Origin of the sequence: Streptococcus sp., assembly GCF_030528045.1 — a bacterium.
Taxonomy (GTDB): Bacteria; Bacillota; Bacilli; order Lactobacillales; family Streptococcaceae; genus Streptococcus.
Genome location: NZ_JAUMZR010000025.1, coordinates 1 through 14,973, shown reverse-complemented (window position 1 = coordinate 14,973; position 14,973 = coordinate 1). Strand labels below are relative to the sequence as shown.

General features: G+C 42.9%; 17 protein-coding genes. 16 read left to right on the top strand and 1 reads right to left on the bottom strand.

Features of this window, described 5'->3' with window-relative positions; translation table 11 throughout:
* The first annotated feature begins 1 nt into the window (after position 1).
* From Q4A91_RS06125 to deoD, 4 genes are all read left to right on the top strand, one after another.
* Positions 2 to 562 carry a DUF1697 domain-containing protein gene (locus Q4A91_RS06125; RefSeq protein ID WP_303210739.1) on the top strand — a complete coding sequence of 187 codons (561 nt, stop codon included), beginning with the start codon at positions 2 to 4 and terminating at the stop codon, positions 560 to 562.
* Positions 559 to 1,368: a purine-nucleoside phosphorylase gene (locus tag Q4A91_RS06120; protein WP_049505715.1), complete on the top strand. Its 810-nt coding sequence runs from the start codon at positions 559 to 561 to the stop codon at positions 1,366 to 1,368. The genes Q4A91_RS06125 and Q4A91_RS06120 overlap by 4 nt, the downstream gene beginning before the upstream one ends.
* A 4-nt stretch (positions 1,369 to 1,372) precedes the next feature.
* A complete protein-coding gene (locus tag Q4A91_RS06115; RefSeq protein ID WP_303210735.1) occupies positions 1,373 to 2,083 on the top strand; it encodes a gamma-glutamyl-gamma-aminobutyrate hydrolase family protein in 711 nt (236 codons plus the stop codon).
* Between the two features lie 361 nt (positions 2,084 to 2,444).
* Entirely contained in the window at positions 2,445 to 3,155 is a 711-nt protein-coding gene (deoD, locus tag Q4A91_RS06110; RefSeq protein WP_303210732.1) for a purine-nucleoside phosphorylase, read from the top strand.
* Between the two features lie 32 nt (positions 3,156 to 3,187).
* Here deoD and pavA read toward each other — a convergent pair whose 3' ends face one another.
* On the bottom strand, positions 3,188 to 4,843 hold the full coding sequence (pavA, locus tag Q4A91_RS06105; RefSeq protein WP_303210730.1) for an Rqc2 family fibronectin-binding protein PavA: 1,656 nt from the start codon (positions 4,841 to 4,843) through the stop codon (positions 3,188 to 3,190).
* 104 nt (positions 4,844 to 4,947) lie between these two features.
* Here pavA and ybeY point away from each other — a divergent pair, with 104 nt between their 5' ends.
* From ybeY to Q4A91_RS06045, 12 genes are all read left to right on the top strand, one after another.
* Positions 4,948 to 5,445, top strand: a complete 498-nt coding sequence (ybeY, locus tag Q4A91_RS06100) for an rRNA maturation RNase YbeY (RefSeq protein ID WP_303210728.1) — start codon at positions 4,948 to 4,950, stop codon at positions 5,443 to 5,445.
* Positions 5,426 to 5,821, top strand: a complete 396-nt coding sequence (locus Q4A91_RS06095; protein ID WP_303210726.1) for a diacylglycerol kinase family protein — start codon at positions 5,426 to 5,428, stop codon at positions 5,819 to 5,821. The genes ybeY and Q4A91_RS06095 overlap by 20 nt, the downstream gene beginning before the upstream one ends.
* Positions 5,822 to 5,837: 16 nt before the next feature.
* Positions 5,838 to 6,737 carry a GTPase Era gene (era, locus tag Q4A91_RS06090; protein ID WP_303210724.1) on the top strand — a complete coding sequence of 300 codons (900 nt, stop codon included), beginning with the start codon at positions 5,838 to 5,840 and terminating at the stop codon, positions 6,735 to 6,737.
* A gap of 48 nt (positions 6,738 to 6,785) precedes the next feature.
* Positions 6,786 to 7,610 (top strand): DNA-formamidopyrimidine glycosylase, encoded by an 825-nt coding sequence (gene mutM, locus Q4A91_RS06085; RefSeq protein ID WP_303210722.1) that lies wholly within the window; start codon positions 6,786 to 6,788, stop codon positions 7,608 to 7,610.
* Complete coding sequence (coaE, locus tag Q4A91_RS06080; protein ID WP_303210720.1) at positions 7,610 to 8,215, top strand: dephospho-CoA kinase; 606 nt, start codon at positions 7,610 to 7,612, stop codon at positions 8,213 to 8,215. The genes mutM and coaE overlap by 1 nt, the downstream gene beginning before the upstream one ends.
* Positions 8,202 to 9,401, top strand: a complete 1,200-nt coding sequence (locus Q4A91_RS06075) for a multidrug efflux MFS transporter (protein WP_303210718.1) — start codon at positions 8,202 to 8,204, stop codon at positions 9,399 to 9,401. The genes coaE and Q4A91_RS06075 overlap by 14 nt, the downstream gene beginning before the upstream one ends.
* A complete protein-coding gene (rpmG, locus tag Q4A91_RS06070; RefSeq protein WP_007519517.1) occupies positions 9,401 to 9,550 on the top strand; it encodes a 50S ribosomal protein L33 in 150 nt (49 codons plus the stop codon). Before Q4A91_RS06075 ends, rpmG begins: the two co-directional genes overlap by 1 nt.
* Before the next feature lie 39 nt (positions 9,551 to 9,589).
* Positions 9,590 to 9,823 carry a preprotein translocase subunit SecG gene (gene secG / locus Q4A91_RS06065; RefSeq protein ID WP_000282517.1) on the top strand — a complete coding sequence of 78 codons (234 nt, stop codon included), beginning with the start codon at positions 9,590 to 9,592 and terminating at the stop codon, positions 9,821 to 9,823.
* Between the two features lie 94 nt (positions 9,824 to 9,917).
* Positions 9,918 to 12,272 carry a ribonuclease R gene (rnr, locus tag Q4A91_RS06060; RefSeq protein ID WP_303210374.1) on the top strand — a complete coding sequence of 785 codons (2,355 nt, stop codon included), beginning with the start codon at positions 9,918 to 9,920 and terminating at the stop codon, positions 12,270 to 12,272.
* Positions 12,235 to 12,702 (top strand): SsrA-binding protein SmpB, encoded by a 468-nt coding sequence (gene smpB / locus Q4A91_RS06055; RefSeq protein ID WP_303210372.1) that lies wholly within the window; start codon positions 12,235 to 12,237, stop codon positions 12,700 to 12,702. The genes rnr and smpB overlap by 38 nt, the downstream gene beginning before the upstream one ends.
* Positions 12,703 to 12,716: 14 nt before the next feature.
* Complete coding sequence (tehB, locus tag Q4A91_RS06050) at positions 12,717 to 13,577, top strand: SAM-dependent methyltransferase TehB (protein WP_303210370.1); 861 nt, start codon at positions 12,717 to 12,719, stop codon at positions 13,575 to 13,577.
* A gap of 177 nt (positions 13,578 to 13,754) precedes the next feature.
* Positions 13,755 to 14,903 (top strand): hypothetical protein, encoded by a 1,149-nt coding sequence (locus Q4A91_RS06045; protein WP_303210369.1) that lies wholly within the window; start codon positions 13,755 to 13,757, stop codon positions 14,901 to 14,903.
* Positions 14,904 to 14,973 lie beyond the last annotated feature (70 nt).

The following is a 14,973-nucleotide window of genomic DNA, read 5'->3' as shown; positions in this document are numbered from 1 at the left end:
GATGACGCGATATGCTTTACTGGTAAGGGGCATTAATGTAGGTGGGAAAAATAAAGTTGTCATGGCGCAACTTCGTCAAGAACTGACAGAGTTGGGACTGGAAAAGGTTGAAACCTACATCAACAGTGGCAACATTTTCTTTACTTCGACAGCTCCCAAAGCCCAATTGGTTGAAAAGTTAGAGGCTTTCTTTGAAATTCATTATCCATTTATTAAGAGCTTTTCCTTGTTGAGTCTTGAGGACTTTGAAGAGGAACTTGAAAATCTGCCTCAATGGTGGACCAAAGATTTGGCACGAAAGGATGTGCTCTTCTACACGGAGAGCTTGGATGTGGATCAAGTCATCGAGAAAGTGAACAGTTTGGAACTGAAAGATGAAGTGGTTCATTTTGGAAGACTTGGGATTTTCTGGGGAAAATTCTCTGAGGAATCCTACTATGCAACTGCCTATCATAAGTACTTGCTCAAGATGCCTTTTTATCGCAACATCACCATTCGCAACGCAAAAACCCTTGACAAAATCGGTCAAATGCTAAAAAATAATAAAGGAGATACACAATGACATTTTTAGATAAAATCAAGGAAACAGCTGCTTTCCTGAAAGACAAGGGAATCCAAGCGCCTGAGTTCGGTCTAATCCTTGGATCAGGACTTGGAGAATTGGCAGAAGAAATCGAAAATCCAGTTGTAGTAGATTATGCAGACATTCCAAACTGGGGTCGTTCAACAGTTGTCGGACACGCTGGGAAATTGGTATATGGTGAACTTTCAGGCCGTAAGGTCTTGGCTCTTCAAGGTCGTTTTCATTTCTACGAAGGCAATCCTCTTGAGGTCGTGACTTTCCCAGTTCGTGTGATGAAAGTCCTCGGTTGTGAAGGTGTCATTGTAACCAATGCGGCTGGTGGTATTGGATATGGTCCTGGTACCTTGATGGCTATCTCAGACCATATCAACATGACGGGTCAGAACCCATTGATGGGTGAAAACTTGGATGATTTTGGTCCACGTTTCCCAGATATGTCTAAAGCCTACACTCCAGAATATCGTGCTACTGCCCATGAAGTTGCTAAGAAACTTGGTATCAAGCTTGATGAAGGTGTCTATATCGGTGTAACCGGTCCGACTTATGAAACCCCAGCAGAAATTCGTGCCTATAAGACATTGGGAGCAGATGCAGTTGGTATGTCTACAGTTCCTGAAGTGATTGTGGCAGCCCACTCTGGCTTGAAAGTTCTCGGTATTTCATGTATTACTAACCATGCTGCAGGTTTCCAAGAAGAACTCAACCACGAAGAAGTTGTAGAAGTGACTGAACGTGTTAAAGGCGACTTCAAAGGCTTGCTTAAAGCGATTCTTGCTGAATTGTAATGTCATGAGAGTTCACTTTATTTTACATGAGACATTTGAGGTTCCAGGCGTATATCTAAAATGGGCTATAGAACGAGGTCATCAAATTACATCAACAAAGGTTTATGAAAAAGAACCTCTTCCTGAAACAATTGACGGGATTGATTTTCTGATTGTCATGGGTGGTCCTCAATCACCTGATGAGGATAGAGAAAACTTCCCATACTATGATCCAAAGGCTGAGCTTGCTTTTATGAAAGAAGCGATTGCTGCAGATATTTATATTGTTGGTGTCTGTCTTGGTGCGCAACTCCTATCTGTTGCCTATGGTGCGAAGTATGAACATAGTCCAGAACGCGAGATCGGAGTTTATCCTGTGACATTGACGATGCAAGGTCTAACAGATCCTCACGTCAGCTTGTTCGGAAAAAACTTAGAAACCGGCCACTGGCACGGTGATATGCTAGGGCTGACAGAGGATGCTGTTGTTCTTGCGACCAGTCAAGGTTGTCCACGCCAAATTATTCGCTTCAGTCCGAAACATTATGCCTTTCAGGCTCATTTGGAATTTGATCCCGAAGCAGTAGAACTCTTAATTACTGCGGATGGTGAGGAGCAATTAAGAGAGCAAAGTGAAAAGTTCACTTTCGTTCAAACACCAGAAGAATTACGTGAAAATCATTACTCCGAAATGAATGCAAAACTGTATGCATTTTTAGATTCATTGGTAAACTAGGAACTACAGAAATCCAGAGTATCTGAGTTATAGTCAAACTTGGGCTAACTGTTCTGCAAAATATTTAAATTTAAAATCAAGAAAGAAAGGATGGGTAAACCGTATTTGTTGAACTGAATACGGGCGGAGAACTGTGTAAAAAAGATAAACTGTCTAGCATCTGCGATGCTTCGTCAGTTTCCTATTTTTACTTTGTTCTCTGTCGCTATCCTAAATATACAAAAAGAAAGGTAGAGTGAAGTGTTCTGATTTGAACACGAGCGGAAAACTTGGAAAATAGATAATCTGACTGAGAAATCAGGATTTCTCGTCAGATTCCTAATTTTCAGTCGTTTTCTTCTCGCTCTTTGTATCATAAATTATGTCTATCCATATTGCTGCTAAGCAGGGTGAAATTGCTGATAAAATTCTTCTTCCTGGGGATCCTCTTCGTGCGAAATTTATTGCGGAGAATTTCCTTGAAGATGCTGTTTGTTTTAACGAAGTGCGTAACATGTTTGGTTACACTGGTACTTACAAGGGCCACCGTGTATCTGTCATGGGAACTGGGATGGGGATGCCATCCATTTTGATTTACGCGCGTGAGTTGATTGTGGACTACGGTGTGAAAAAATTAATCCGAGTGGGAACTGCTGGTTCTTTGAATGAAGATGTCCACGTCCGTGAATTGGTTTTGGCGCAAGCAGCTGCAACCAACTCAAACATCATCCGCAACGACTGGCCACAGTATGATTTTCCACAAATCGCTAGTTTTGATTTGTTAGACAAGGCCTACCATATCGCTAAAGAACTCGGTATGACAACCCACGTTGGAAACGTCTTGTCATCTGATGTCTTTTACTCAAACTACTTTGAAAAGAACATCGAACTTGGTAAATGGGGAGTTAAAGCTGTCGAAATGGAAGCAGCAGCCCTTTACTATCTTGCTGCCCAATACCATGTTAATGCGCTAGCTATCATGACCATTTCTGATAGCTTGGTCAATCCAGATGAAGACACCACTGCAGAAGAACGCCAAAACACCTTCACTGATATGATGAAGGTTGGTTTGGAAACCTTGATTGCAGAGTAAATTGTAAACGAAAATCCTGTTTTCAAGTGAAATCAGGATTTTTTCATAGATGCGATTTTTTCTGGGTCTGGTGTAACGCGGAGGGTCTTTTGTCCTGTGTAGGTTACAAAGCCAGGTTTGCCACCAGTTGGTTTGTTGAGTTTCTTGACTTCAATCATATCTACCTGAACTAGATTTGACAAGCGCCCTTTGGAGAAATAGGCAGCCAGTTCCGCCGCATCTGTCTTGACTTCGTCAGAAGGATTGAGATTTCCTGAGATGACGACATGGCTTCCAGGGATGTCCTTGGCATGGAACCAAAGTTCCTCCTTGCGGGCCATTTTAAAGGTCAATTCCTCATTTTGCAGGTTGTTTCGACCGACATAAATGATGGTTTTACCATCGCTCGCCAGATACTGTTCTGGTTTTTTACGTTTCTGAATTTTCTCGCGTTGGCGTCTTCTGATGAAGCCAGTTTGGATCAATTCTTCGCGGATTTCAGCGATTTCCTCCAGTCCAGCTTGGTTGAGGACGGTCTCGACACTTTCTAGATAAAGAATGGTAGCCTTGGTTTCTTCAATCAGTTCAGTCAGGTATTTGACAGCTTCTTTGAGTTTCTGGTAACGTTTAAAATAGCGTTGAGCATTCTGGCTGGGGGTCAAGGCCTTATCAAGCGCAATGGTGATAGGTTGGTTGGTGTAGTAGTTGTCCAAGGTAACCTGATCTTGGTCATTAGGCACTTGGTGGAGGAAGGTTGTCAGCAATTCACCCTTTTGGCGAAATTCCTCAGCATTGTCTGTCGCTAGTAACTCTTTTTCTTGTTTTTTTAGCTTATGTCGATTTTTCTGAAGTTCATTTTCAACACGACGAATCAGTTCACTGGCTTGCTGTTTGACGCGATCCCGTTCAGCCTTGTCCTTATAGTAGATGTCCAGCAAGTCAGAAAGACTGGTAAAAGGCTCTCCTACACGATTCGCAAAAGGAACTGGACTGAAGGAAGTCTCCGTTAGGTAAGACTTGGTTTCTTGACTGAAAAAGTTACGGAAAGTAGACAGTTTATCACTGACAAGAATGTTTTCTAATTCATTTGCCGTATCGCGTCCTAAACCTTGAAAGAGGATTTGGAGATTTTTTGCTGTTAGTTCTTGGGTTTGCAGGATTTCAAAGAGTTTTTCATCCTTGACGGTAAAAGGATTGAGAGACTCAGTACTTGGTGGAGCGATATAGGTTGATCCTGGAAGCAAGGTGCGGTAGCTATTTTGCGAAAAGCCGACATGTTTGATGACTTCGAGGATTTTATGGCTACTTTTATCTACGAGGAGAATATTGCTGTGTTTCCCCATGATTTCGATAATCAAGGTAGCCTGAATATGGTCCCCAATCTCATTTTTATTGGAAACCGTGATTTCCACGATACGGTCATTTTCCACTTGCTCAATTGACTCAATCAGGGCGCCTTGTAAATACTTTCTCAAAACCATGATAAAAGTCGAAGGTTGGGCTGGATTTTCAAAAGTCGTTTGGGTTAGCTGAATGCGACCAAAAACGGGATGGGCAGAGAGGAGCAGGCGATGGCTTTGGCGGTTGCTGCGGATTTGCAAGACCAACTCTTGTTCAAAAGGTTGATTGATTTTCTGGATGCGACCATTGACCAACTCTCTTCGCAATTCCTCAATCATGTGGTGTAAAAAAAATCCGTCAAATGACATCGTTCTCTCCTTGTGATTGTATTCCATAGTATTATATCAAAAAGGTAGAATAAAATCATGGAAATATGGTATAATAAAGCCAAGTAAAGAGAATCGAGAAGTACATGTATATTGAAATGGTAGATGAAACTGGTCAAGTTTCACAAGAAATCTTGCACCAAACCCAAGAAATTTTGGGATTTGCAGCCCAAAAAATAGGAAAAGAAGACAAGGAGATGGCAGTCACTTTTGTGACCAACGAGCGTAGCCACGAACTCAACCTCGAGTACCGTGATACGGATCGTCCGACAGATGTTATCAGCCTTGAGTATAAGCCAGAGTTGGACATTGCCTTTGATGAAGAAGATTTGCTTGAAAATCCTGAATTAGCAGAGATGATGTCTGAGTTTGATGCCTATATTGGGGAACTGTTCATCTCTATCGATAAAGCGCATGAGCAGGCTGACGAATACGGTCACAGCTTTGAGCGTGAAATGGGCTTCTTGGCAGTACACGGCTTTTTACACATTAACGGCTACGATCACTACACTCCGGAAGAAGAAGCGGAGATGTTCGGTTTACAAGAAGAAATTTTGACAGCCTATGGACTCACAAGACAATAAACGAAAATGGAAAAATCGTGACTTGGTATCTAGTTTAGAATTTGCTCTTACAGGAATTCTGACTGCTTTCAAGGAAGAACGCAATATGCGAAAACATGCAGTGACGGCTCTAGTAGTCATCCTTGCAGGTTTTGTTTTTCAGGTGTCACGCATTGAATGGCTCTTTCTCCTAATGAGCATTTTCTTGGTAGTAGCCTTTGAAATTATTAACTCTGCTATTGAAAATGTAGTGGATTTAGCCAGTCACTATCACTTTTCTATGTTAGCAAAGAAAGCCAAGGACATGGCAGCAGGTGCCGTGCTAGTGGTCTCTCTTTTTGCTGCGGTGACAGGTGCACTTATCTTTATCCCACGTATTTGGAATATACTATTTTAAACAATAAGAGGAAATTATGACATTTAAATCAGGCTTTGTAGCTATTTTGGGACGTCCCAATGTTGGGAAGTCAACATTTTTAAATCACGTCATGGGGCAAAAGATTGCCATTATGAGTGACAAAGCGCAAACAACGCGCAATAAAATCATGGGGATTTACACCACGGATAAGGAGCAAATCGTCTTTATCGACACGCCGGGGATTCACAAGCCTAAGACGGCTCTTGGAGATTTCATGGTAGAATCTGCCTACAGTACTCTGCGTGAAGTGGATACTGTTCTATTCATGGTGCCAGCTGATGAGCCACGTGGTAAGGGCGACGACATGATTATCGAGCGTCTGAAAGCTGCCAAGGTTCCTGTTATTCTGGTGGTGAATAAGATTGACAAGGTCCATCCAGACCAGCTTTTGGCTCAGATTGATGATTTCCGTAACCAGATGGACTTTAAGGAAATTGTTCCTATCTCAGCCCTTCAGGGTAATAATGTTTCTCATCTAATCGATATTCTGAGTGAAAATTTAGAGGAAGGTTTCCAGTATTTCCCAGCTGATCAAATCACAGATCATCCTGAGCGTTTCTTGGTTTCAGAGATGATTCGTGAGAAAGTTCTTCATTTAACTCGTGAAGAGATCCCTCACTCAGTTGCCGTAGTAGTTGACTCTATGAAGCGTGATGAAGAGACAGACAAGGTTCACATCCGTGCAACCATCATGGTCGAGCGTGATAGCCAAAAAGGAATTATCATCGGAAAAGGTGGTGCCATGCTCAAGAAAATTGGTAGTCTGGCCCGTCGTGATATCGAACTCATGCTAGGAGACAAGGTTTTCCTAGAAACTTGGGTCAAGGTCAAGAAAAACTGGCGTGATAAAAAGCTAGATTTGGCTGACTTTGGCTATAATGAAAAAGAATACTAAGTAGAGGTGGGCTCATGCCTGCTTCTTGTTTTTACAGAAGGAGGAACTATGCCTGAACTACCTGAGGTTGAAACGGTTCGTCGTGGCTTAGAAAAATTGATCTTGGGAAAGAAGATTTCTAATATAGAGATTACTTATCCTAAGATGATCAAGACGGATTTGGACGAGTTTCGAAAGGAAGTGCCTGGTCAGATTATCGAGTCAATGGGACGTCGTGGCAAATACTTGCTTTTTTACTTGACAGACAAGGTCTTGATTTCACATCTGCGAATGGAGGGAAAGTATTTTTACTATCTTGACCAGGTTCCTGAACGCAAGCATGCCCATGTTTTGATTCGGTTTGAAGATGGTGGCACTCTTGTATATGAGGATGTGCGCAAGTTTGGTACTATGGAACTCTTGGCACCCGACCTTTTGGATGCCTACTTTATTTCTAAGAAACTAGGCCCTGAGCCAAGAGAGCAGGACTTTGATTTGCAGGTCTTTCAAGCTGCCCTAGCCAAGTCTAAAAAGCCTATTAAATCACACCTTTTAGACCAGACCTTGGTAGCTGGTCTTGGTAATATCTATGTGGATGAGGTCCTCTGGCGAGCGCAGGTCCATCCAGCTAGACCTTCCCAGACTTTGACGGCAGAAGAAGCGTCAACCATCCATGACCAGATCATTGCTGTTTTGGGACAGGCTGTTGAAAAGGGTGGTTCCACCATTCGGACCTATACCAATGCCTTTGGGGAAGACGGAACCATGCAGGATTTCCATCAGATCTATGATAAGACTGGGCAAGCGTGTTCCCGCTGTGGGACAATGATTGAGAAATTCCAGCTCGGTGGAAGGGGCACTCATTTTTGTCCTCAGTGTCAAAGGAGGAGCTGATGGGAAAAATCATCGGAATCACAGGAGGAATTGCTTCTGGTAAGTCAACTGTGACAAATTTCCTAAGAGAGCAAGGCTTTCAAGTGGTGGATGCTGACGCAGTCGTCCACCAACTACAGAGACCTGGTGGTCGTCTTTATCAGCTCTTAGTTCAGCACTTTGGGCAGGAAATCATCCTTGAAAATGGAGAACTCAATCGCCCTCTCCTGGCTAGTCTCATCTTTTCAAATCCTGAGGAGCGGGAATGGTCTAAGCAAACCCAAGGAAAGATTATTCGTGAGGAATTGGCTGCACTGAGAGACCAGTTAGCCCAGACAGAAGCGATTTTTTTCATGGATATTCCCCTACTTTTTGAACAGGACTACAGTGCCTGGTTTGATGAGACATGGCTGGTCTATGTGGATCGAGATGTTCAGGTGGAACGTTTCATGAAACGGGATCATCTTTCTAAGGAAGTAGCAGAGTCTCGTTTGGCCGCCCAGTGGTCTTTAGAAGAAAAAAAAAAATTAGCGAGTCATATACTAGATAATAATGGCAGTCGTGATCAGCTTGTGAGTCAAGTAGTGAAGTTACTTGAAGGAGGCGATAGCTGTGCAAGAGATTAGTTGGAAAGAGAATCTTCGTGTCGCCTGGTTTGGTAGTTTTCTAACGGGCGCCAGCATTTCCTTGGTCGTTCCTTTCATGCCTATCTTTGTAGAACAGTTGGGAATTGAAGGAGACCAAGTTGCTTTTTATGCTGGATTAGCCATCTCAGTTTCGGCTGTTTCAGCAGCTCTAGTTTCTCCCATCTGGGGTATTCTTGCTGACAAGTACGGTCGAAAACCCATGATGATTCGAGCAGGCCTTGCCATGACCATTACCATGGGAGGCTTGGCCTTTGTGCCAAATATCTATTGGCTACTCTTTTTGCGCTTGCTCAATGGTGTATTTACTGGTTTTGTCCCCAATGCGACAGCCTTGATTGCTAGTCAGGTACCTAAAGATAAGTCTGGAGCGGCTCTGGGGACTCTATCTACAGGTGTTGTTGCAGGAACATTGACGGGTCCCTTTGTTGGAGGCTTTATTGCTGAAATTTTTGGCATTCGTAATGTCTTTTTATTGGTAGGTGCTTTCTTATTTTTAGCTGCAATCCTAACCATTTTCTTTATCAAGGAAGATTTTCAGCCAGTTACTAAGGAGAAGGCTATCCCAACGAAAGAAGTATTTTCTTCTTTCAAGTATCCTAGGCTTTTAGTAAACCTATTTTTGACGAGCTTTGTCATTCAATTTTCAGCTCAATCAATTGGCCCCATTTTAGCTCTCTATGTGCGGGACTTAGGGCAGACTGAGAATCTCCTCTTTGTATCAGGATTGATCGTATCCAGCATGGGATTTTCTAGTATGATGAGCGCTGGAGTGATGGGAAATCTTGGTGATAAGCTAGGGAATCATCGACTTCTGATAGTGGCGCAGATTTATTCCGTCATCATTTACCTTCTTTGTGCCCATGCAACCAGCCCCCTTCAACTTGGCTTGTATCGTTTTCTCTTTGGTTTGGGAACGGGAGCTCTCATACCAGGAGTCAATGCCCTTCTCAGCAAAATGACTCCAAAATCAGGTATTTCAAGGATTTTCGCCTTCAACCAAGTCTTTTTTTACCTTGGTGGAGTGATCGGACCTATGGCGGGATCCGCAGTTGCAGGATATTTGGGCTACCATGCTGTCTTTTATGCGACAGCAGCCTGTGTGGCTTTCAGTTGTTTATGTAACATAGTGCAATTTAGATCATTATTAAAAGTAAAGGAAATCTAGTGCGAGTAAAAATCAATCTCAAGTGCTCCTCTTGTGGCAGCATGAATTATCTAACCAGTAAGAACTCCAAAACCCATCCAGACAAGATTGAGGTGTTAAAATATTGTCCAAAGGAAAGAAAAGTAACTTTACATCTTGAATCTAAGTAGAATTTATGGTAAAATAATAGGGATTTTAAGGAGTTTGATATGTATAACCTATTGTTAACCATTTTATTAGTATTATCTGTTGTGATTGTGATTGCGATTTTCATGCAACCAACTAAGAACCAATCCAGCAATGTATTTGATGCCAGCTCAGGTGATTTGTTTGAACGTAGTAAAGCGCGTGGTTTTGAAGCTGTGATGCAACGTTTGACAGGTATTTTAGTCTTTTTCTGGCTAGCCATTGCCTTAGCATTGACGGTATTATCAAGTAGATAAGAAATGGGCGAGACTAGGTCTTAGCCTATTTTTATTTTGAATGATGTTTACTAAAGTTATCACTCAAAAAATTATAAAAATCTAGAAAGAAAACATGAAAGATAAAATTAAAGAATATTTGCAAGAGAAGGGGCGAGTGACGGTAAACGATCTAGCTCAGGCTCTCGGAAAGGATGGGTCCAAGGATTTCCGTGAGTTGATTAAAACCCTGTCTCTGATGGAAAGAAAGCACCAGATTCGTTTTGAAGATGATGGTAGTTTATGTCTGGACCAAAAGAAGAAACATGAAATTACCCTCAAAGGGATTTTTCATGCCCATAAAAACGGCTTTGGCTTTGTCAGTCTAGAAGGCGAAGAGGACGATCTTTTTGTAGGAAAAAACGATGTCAACTATGCCATTGATGGTGATACCGTTGAGGTCGTGATTAAGAAAGTCGCTGACCGTAACAAGGGAACTGCTGCAGAAGCCAAAATTATTGATATCCTAGAACATAGCCTGACGACAGTTGTCGGGCAAATCGTTTTGGATCAGGAAAAGCCCAAGTATGCGGGCTACATTCGTTCAAAGAATCAGAAAATCAGCCAACCGATTTATGTGAAGAAACCGGCTATCAAGTTGGAAGGTACTGAAGTTCTCAAGGTCTTTATCGACAAATACCCAAGTAAGAAACATGATTTCTTTGTCGCTAGTGTCCTTGATGTGGTTGGGCACTCGACTGATGCTGGGATTGACGTTCTTGAAGTCTTGGAATCCATGGATATTGTCTCAGAATTTCCAGAAGCTGTTCTCAAGGAAGCAGAAAGTGTACCAGATGCTCCGTCTCAAAAGGATATGGAAGGGCATCTGGACCTGAGAGATGAAATCACCTTTACCATTGACGGTGCGGATGCTAAGGACTTGGATGATGCGGTACACATCAAGCCTTTGAAAAATGGTAATCTAGAACTCGGAGTTCACATTGCAGATGTTTCCTACTATGTGACAGAGGGTTCTGCACTTGACAAGGAAGCCCTTAACCGCGCGACTTCTGTTTATGTGACAGACCGTGTAGTTCCAATGCTTCCAGAACGACTGTCAAATGGTATCTGCTCCCTCAATCCTCAAGTCGATCGCTTGACCCAGTCTGCTATTATGGAAATTGATAAACACGGTCGTGTGGTTAATTACACCATTACACAAACAGTTATCAAGACTAGTTTTCGTATGACCTATAGCGCTGTTAATGATATCCTAGCAGGTGACGAGGAAAAAAGACAAGAGTTTAAGAAAATTGTTCCTAGTATCGAGCTCATGGCCAAGCTTCATGAAAGGCTAGAAAGCATGCGCGAGAAACGTGGTGCCCTTAATTTTGATACCAGTGAAGCAAAGATTCTAGTGGATAAAAAAGGTAAGCCTGTGGATATCGTTCTTCGTCAGCGTGGTGTTGCTGAGCGGATGATTGAGTCCTTCATGTTGATTGCTAATGAAACGGTTGCCGAGCACTTTAGTAAACTGGACCTACCTTTCATTTATCGGATTCACGAGGAGCCCAAGGCTGAAAAAGTTCAGAAGTTTATTGATTATGCTTCGAGCTTTGGTTTGCGGATTTATGGGACTGCCAGTGAGATGAGTCAGGAGGCGCTTCAAGACATCATGCGTGCTGTTGAGGGAGAACCCTATGCGGATGTATTGTCTATGATGCTTCTCCGTTCTATGCAACAAGCTCGCTATTCAGAGCACAATCATGGTCACTATGGTCTTGCTGCTGATTATTACACTCACTTTACCAGCCCTATTCGCCGTTATCCAGACCTCCTTGTCCATCGAATGATTCGGGATTACGACCGTTCTAAGGAAATAGCAGAGCATTTTGAACAAGTGATTCCAGAGATTGCGACCCAGTCTTCAAACCGTGAGCGTCGTGCCATCGAGGCGGAGCGTGAAGTCGAAGCCATGAAAAAGGCTGAGTACATGGAAGAATACGTGGGCGAAGAGTATGATGCGGTTGTATCCAGCATCGTCAAATTCGGTCTCTTTGTTGAATTGCCAAATACAGTCGAAGGATTGATTCACATTACCAATTTGCCTGAATTTTATTATTTTAATGAACGGGATTTGACTCTTCGTGGGGAAAAATCAGGAACAACTTTCCGTGTAGGACAGCAAATTCGAATTCGAGTTGAAAGAGCCGATAAGATGACGGGAGAGATTGATTTCTCTTATATTCCAAGTGAGTTTGATGTCATCGAAAAGGGCTTGAAACAAGCTGGTCGCAGAGACAGGGGTCGTGGTTCAAGTCGTCGTTCGGATAAGAAGGAAGACAAGAGAAAATCAGGGCGCTCAAATGATAAGCACAAGCATTCACAAAAAGACAAGAAGAAAAAGGGAAAGAAACCTTTTTACAAAGAAGTAGCTAAGAAAGGAGCCAAGCATGGCAAAGGGCGAGGGAAAGGTCATCGCACAAAATAAAAAGGCGCACCACGACTATACAATCGTAGATACGCTAGAGGCAGGAATGGTCCTGACCGGAACTGAAATCAAGAGCGTTCGAGCTGCTCGAATCAATCTCAAGGACGGCTTTGCCCAAGTAAAAAATGGGGAAGTCTGGCTGAGCAATGTTCATATTGCCCCTTACGAAGAGGGCAATATCTGGAACCAGGAACCAGAACGTCGTCGCAAACTCTTACTCCATAAGAAGCAAATTCAAAAATTGGAACAAGAGACCAAAGGGACAGGAATGACCCTTGTACCCCTCAAAGTCTATCTCAAAGATGGTTATGCTAAACTCCTTTTAGGACTTGCCAAAGGGAAACATGACTATGATAAACGGGAGTCTATCAAGCGTCGTGAACAAAACCGCGACATCGCGCGTGTGATGAAAGCTGTCAACCAGCGTTAAGAAGAGAAAGTAAAATGGAAAAATTAATTGCCTATAAACGGATGCCCTTGTGGAATAAACAGACCATGCCTGAAGCAGTTCAGCAAAAGCACAATACTAAAGTCGGCACTTGGGGAAAAATTACTGTCTTGAAGGGGGTACTCAAGTTTATTGAGTTGACTGAAGATGGTGAGGTTCTAGCTGAGCACCTCTTTGAGGCAGGGGCTGACAATCCCATGGCACAACCGCAAGCCTGGCACCGAGTAGAGGCTGCAACAGACGATGTAGAATGGTACTTGGAATTTTATTGTAAACCTGAGGATTATTTCCCTAAGAAATACCAGACTAATCCAGTCCATTCAGAGGTTCTAGAGGCTATGCAGACAGTGAAACCTGGAAGAGCCTTGGATTTGGGTTGTGGTCAGGGGCGTAACTCTCTCTTTCTCGCACAGAATGGTTTTGATGTGACAGCTGTTGATCAAAATGAATTGTCCCTTGAAATCTTGCAAAGCATCGTAGAGCAAGAGGATCTAGACATGCCTGTCGGACTTTATGATATCAATTCAGCCAGCATTAGCCAAGCCTATGATTTCATCGTATCGACAGTTGTTCTGATGTTCCTACAAGCGGACCGCATTCCAGCTATTATCCAAAATATGCAGGAGCACACCACGGTCGGTGGCTACAATCTTATCGTCTGTGCCATGGATACGGAGGATTATCCTTGCTCAGTCAACTTCCCATTCACCTTTAAAGAAGGGGAGCTAGCCGACTACTACAAGGATTGGGAATTGGTCAAGTATAATGAAAACCCAGGCCATCTGCACCGTCGTGATGAAAATGGCAATCGCATTCAACTCCGATTTGCGACCATGCTAGCCAAAAAAGTCAAGTAAAATAAACATCTACAAGCGAATAGAAACCACCTTGCAAGGTTTCTATTCGTTTTTGTTTGCGTTGGTTGATTGGGGGGAGCAGGATTTTATGCTATACTAGAAGTAGGAAATCTGAGCAATTGGGCTGTATTGCTGATACTCTCAGCGCAAGAAAGTCTTTATGATGGAGGTGGTCGAATGACGAGTCTTTTGGTGGAATTGTATGATCGGCATGTATTGGAAAAGAATGTCTACCAAGCCTTTATCAGTGATTGTGACGAGATTCTTTTTCTATCTTTGACGAAAATAAGCAATGAAGAGAAGCTCTCCCTCCGTCAGTTTATCATGGATGAGGTGCCTCATATCCAACGAGTGACCTTTCGTCAGTTATCCTTAGAACAACTAGAGGACCAGTTAGATTATTGCCTAGCAGGTTACGACCAAGTCCTTCTCGATGTTTTTGGTGGGGATTCGCTACTAGCCTTATCCCTCTATCAATACGGCTTGGATCGTCACCTCCCCATCGTTGCTATGGATGTCGAGCGAGGAAAACAATACAAGTGGGTAGATGGCCAGTTGGAAAAAGAAGACTTGGACATTCCAACCCTAAGCATCCAACAGCTGATAGCCTTGCGTGGTGGAAAAATGCTCAAATCAAAACGCCCTATCCACTCAGCTCAGCAAATTGCAGCCATCAAAAAACTAGCCAGCTCTGCCATTGCCAATCCTGCCCACTGGTATCAAGTGACCCAATTTTTCTCTCTAGCTAAGACCAATGACCTGCATGCTGAGACCGAAAAAATACTGGAAAACAATGGCAGGTATTATCACTATCCAGAATCCCTCATCCCTTTACTTGTGGAAGCGGGGATGCTTTGTATGGAAAGTGAAGACAAGAAGCGAGTAGCCTACAGCTTTCCAAGTCAAGAAGCTCAAGTCTTTTGCCGCAATAAGGGACATATTTTAGAGGTATATCTCTATCTCTTGGCGCTTGAATCTCAGCTGTTTGATGAGTGCATGATAGGCGGTGAGATTGATTGGAATGGCATCTTTCCAGAGGCAGACAATGTTCAAAATGAGATTGATGTTATTCTGAGAAAGGGCCGCTCGATTACCTTTATCTCCTGCAAGATGACAGATTTATCAGTTGAAGCCATCAACGAACTAGAAGTCTACGCCAATCATTTTGCTGGGGAGAGTTGCCTCAAGTTAATTGTCTGTACGGGGAAAATCAATCCAGCTTATGCCAATCGCTGTCAGGAATACGGCGTGCTGGTCATTAGAAGTGAGCAGATTTCCAATCTCATTCCCATGCTAAAAAAATATTCTAAGAGACAAAAAAGATAAGAAATAGTATTATAAGGCTCTATGTCAACTGTAGTGGATGACCTATAACTAAGCGCGAGAGGAGACGAAG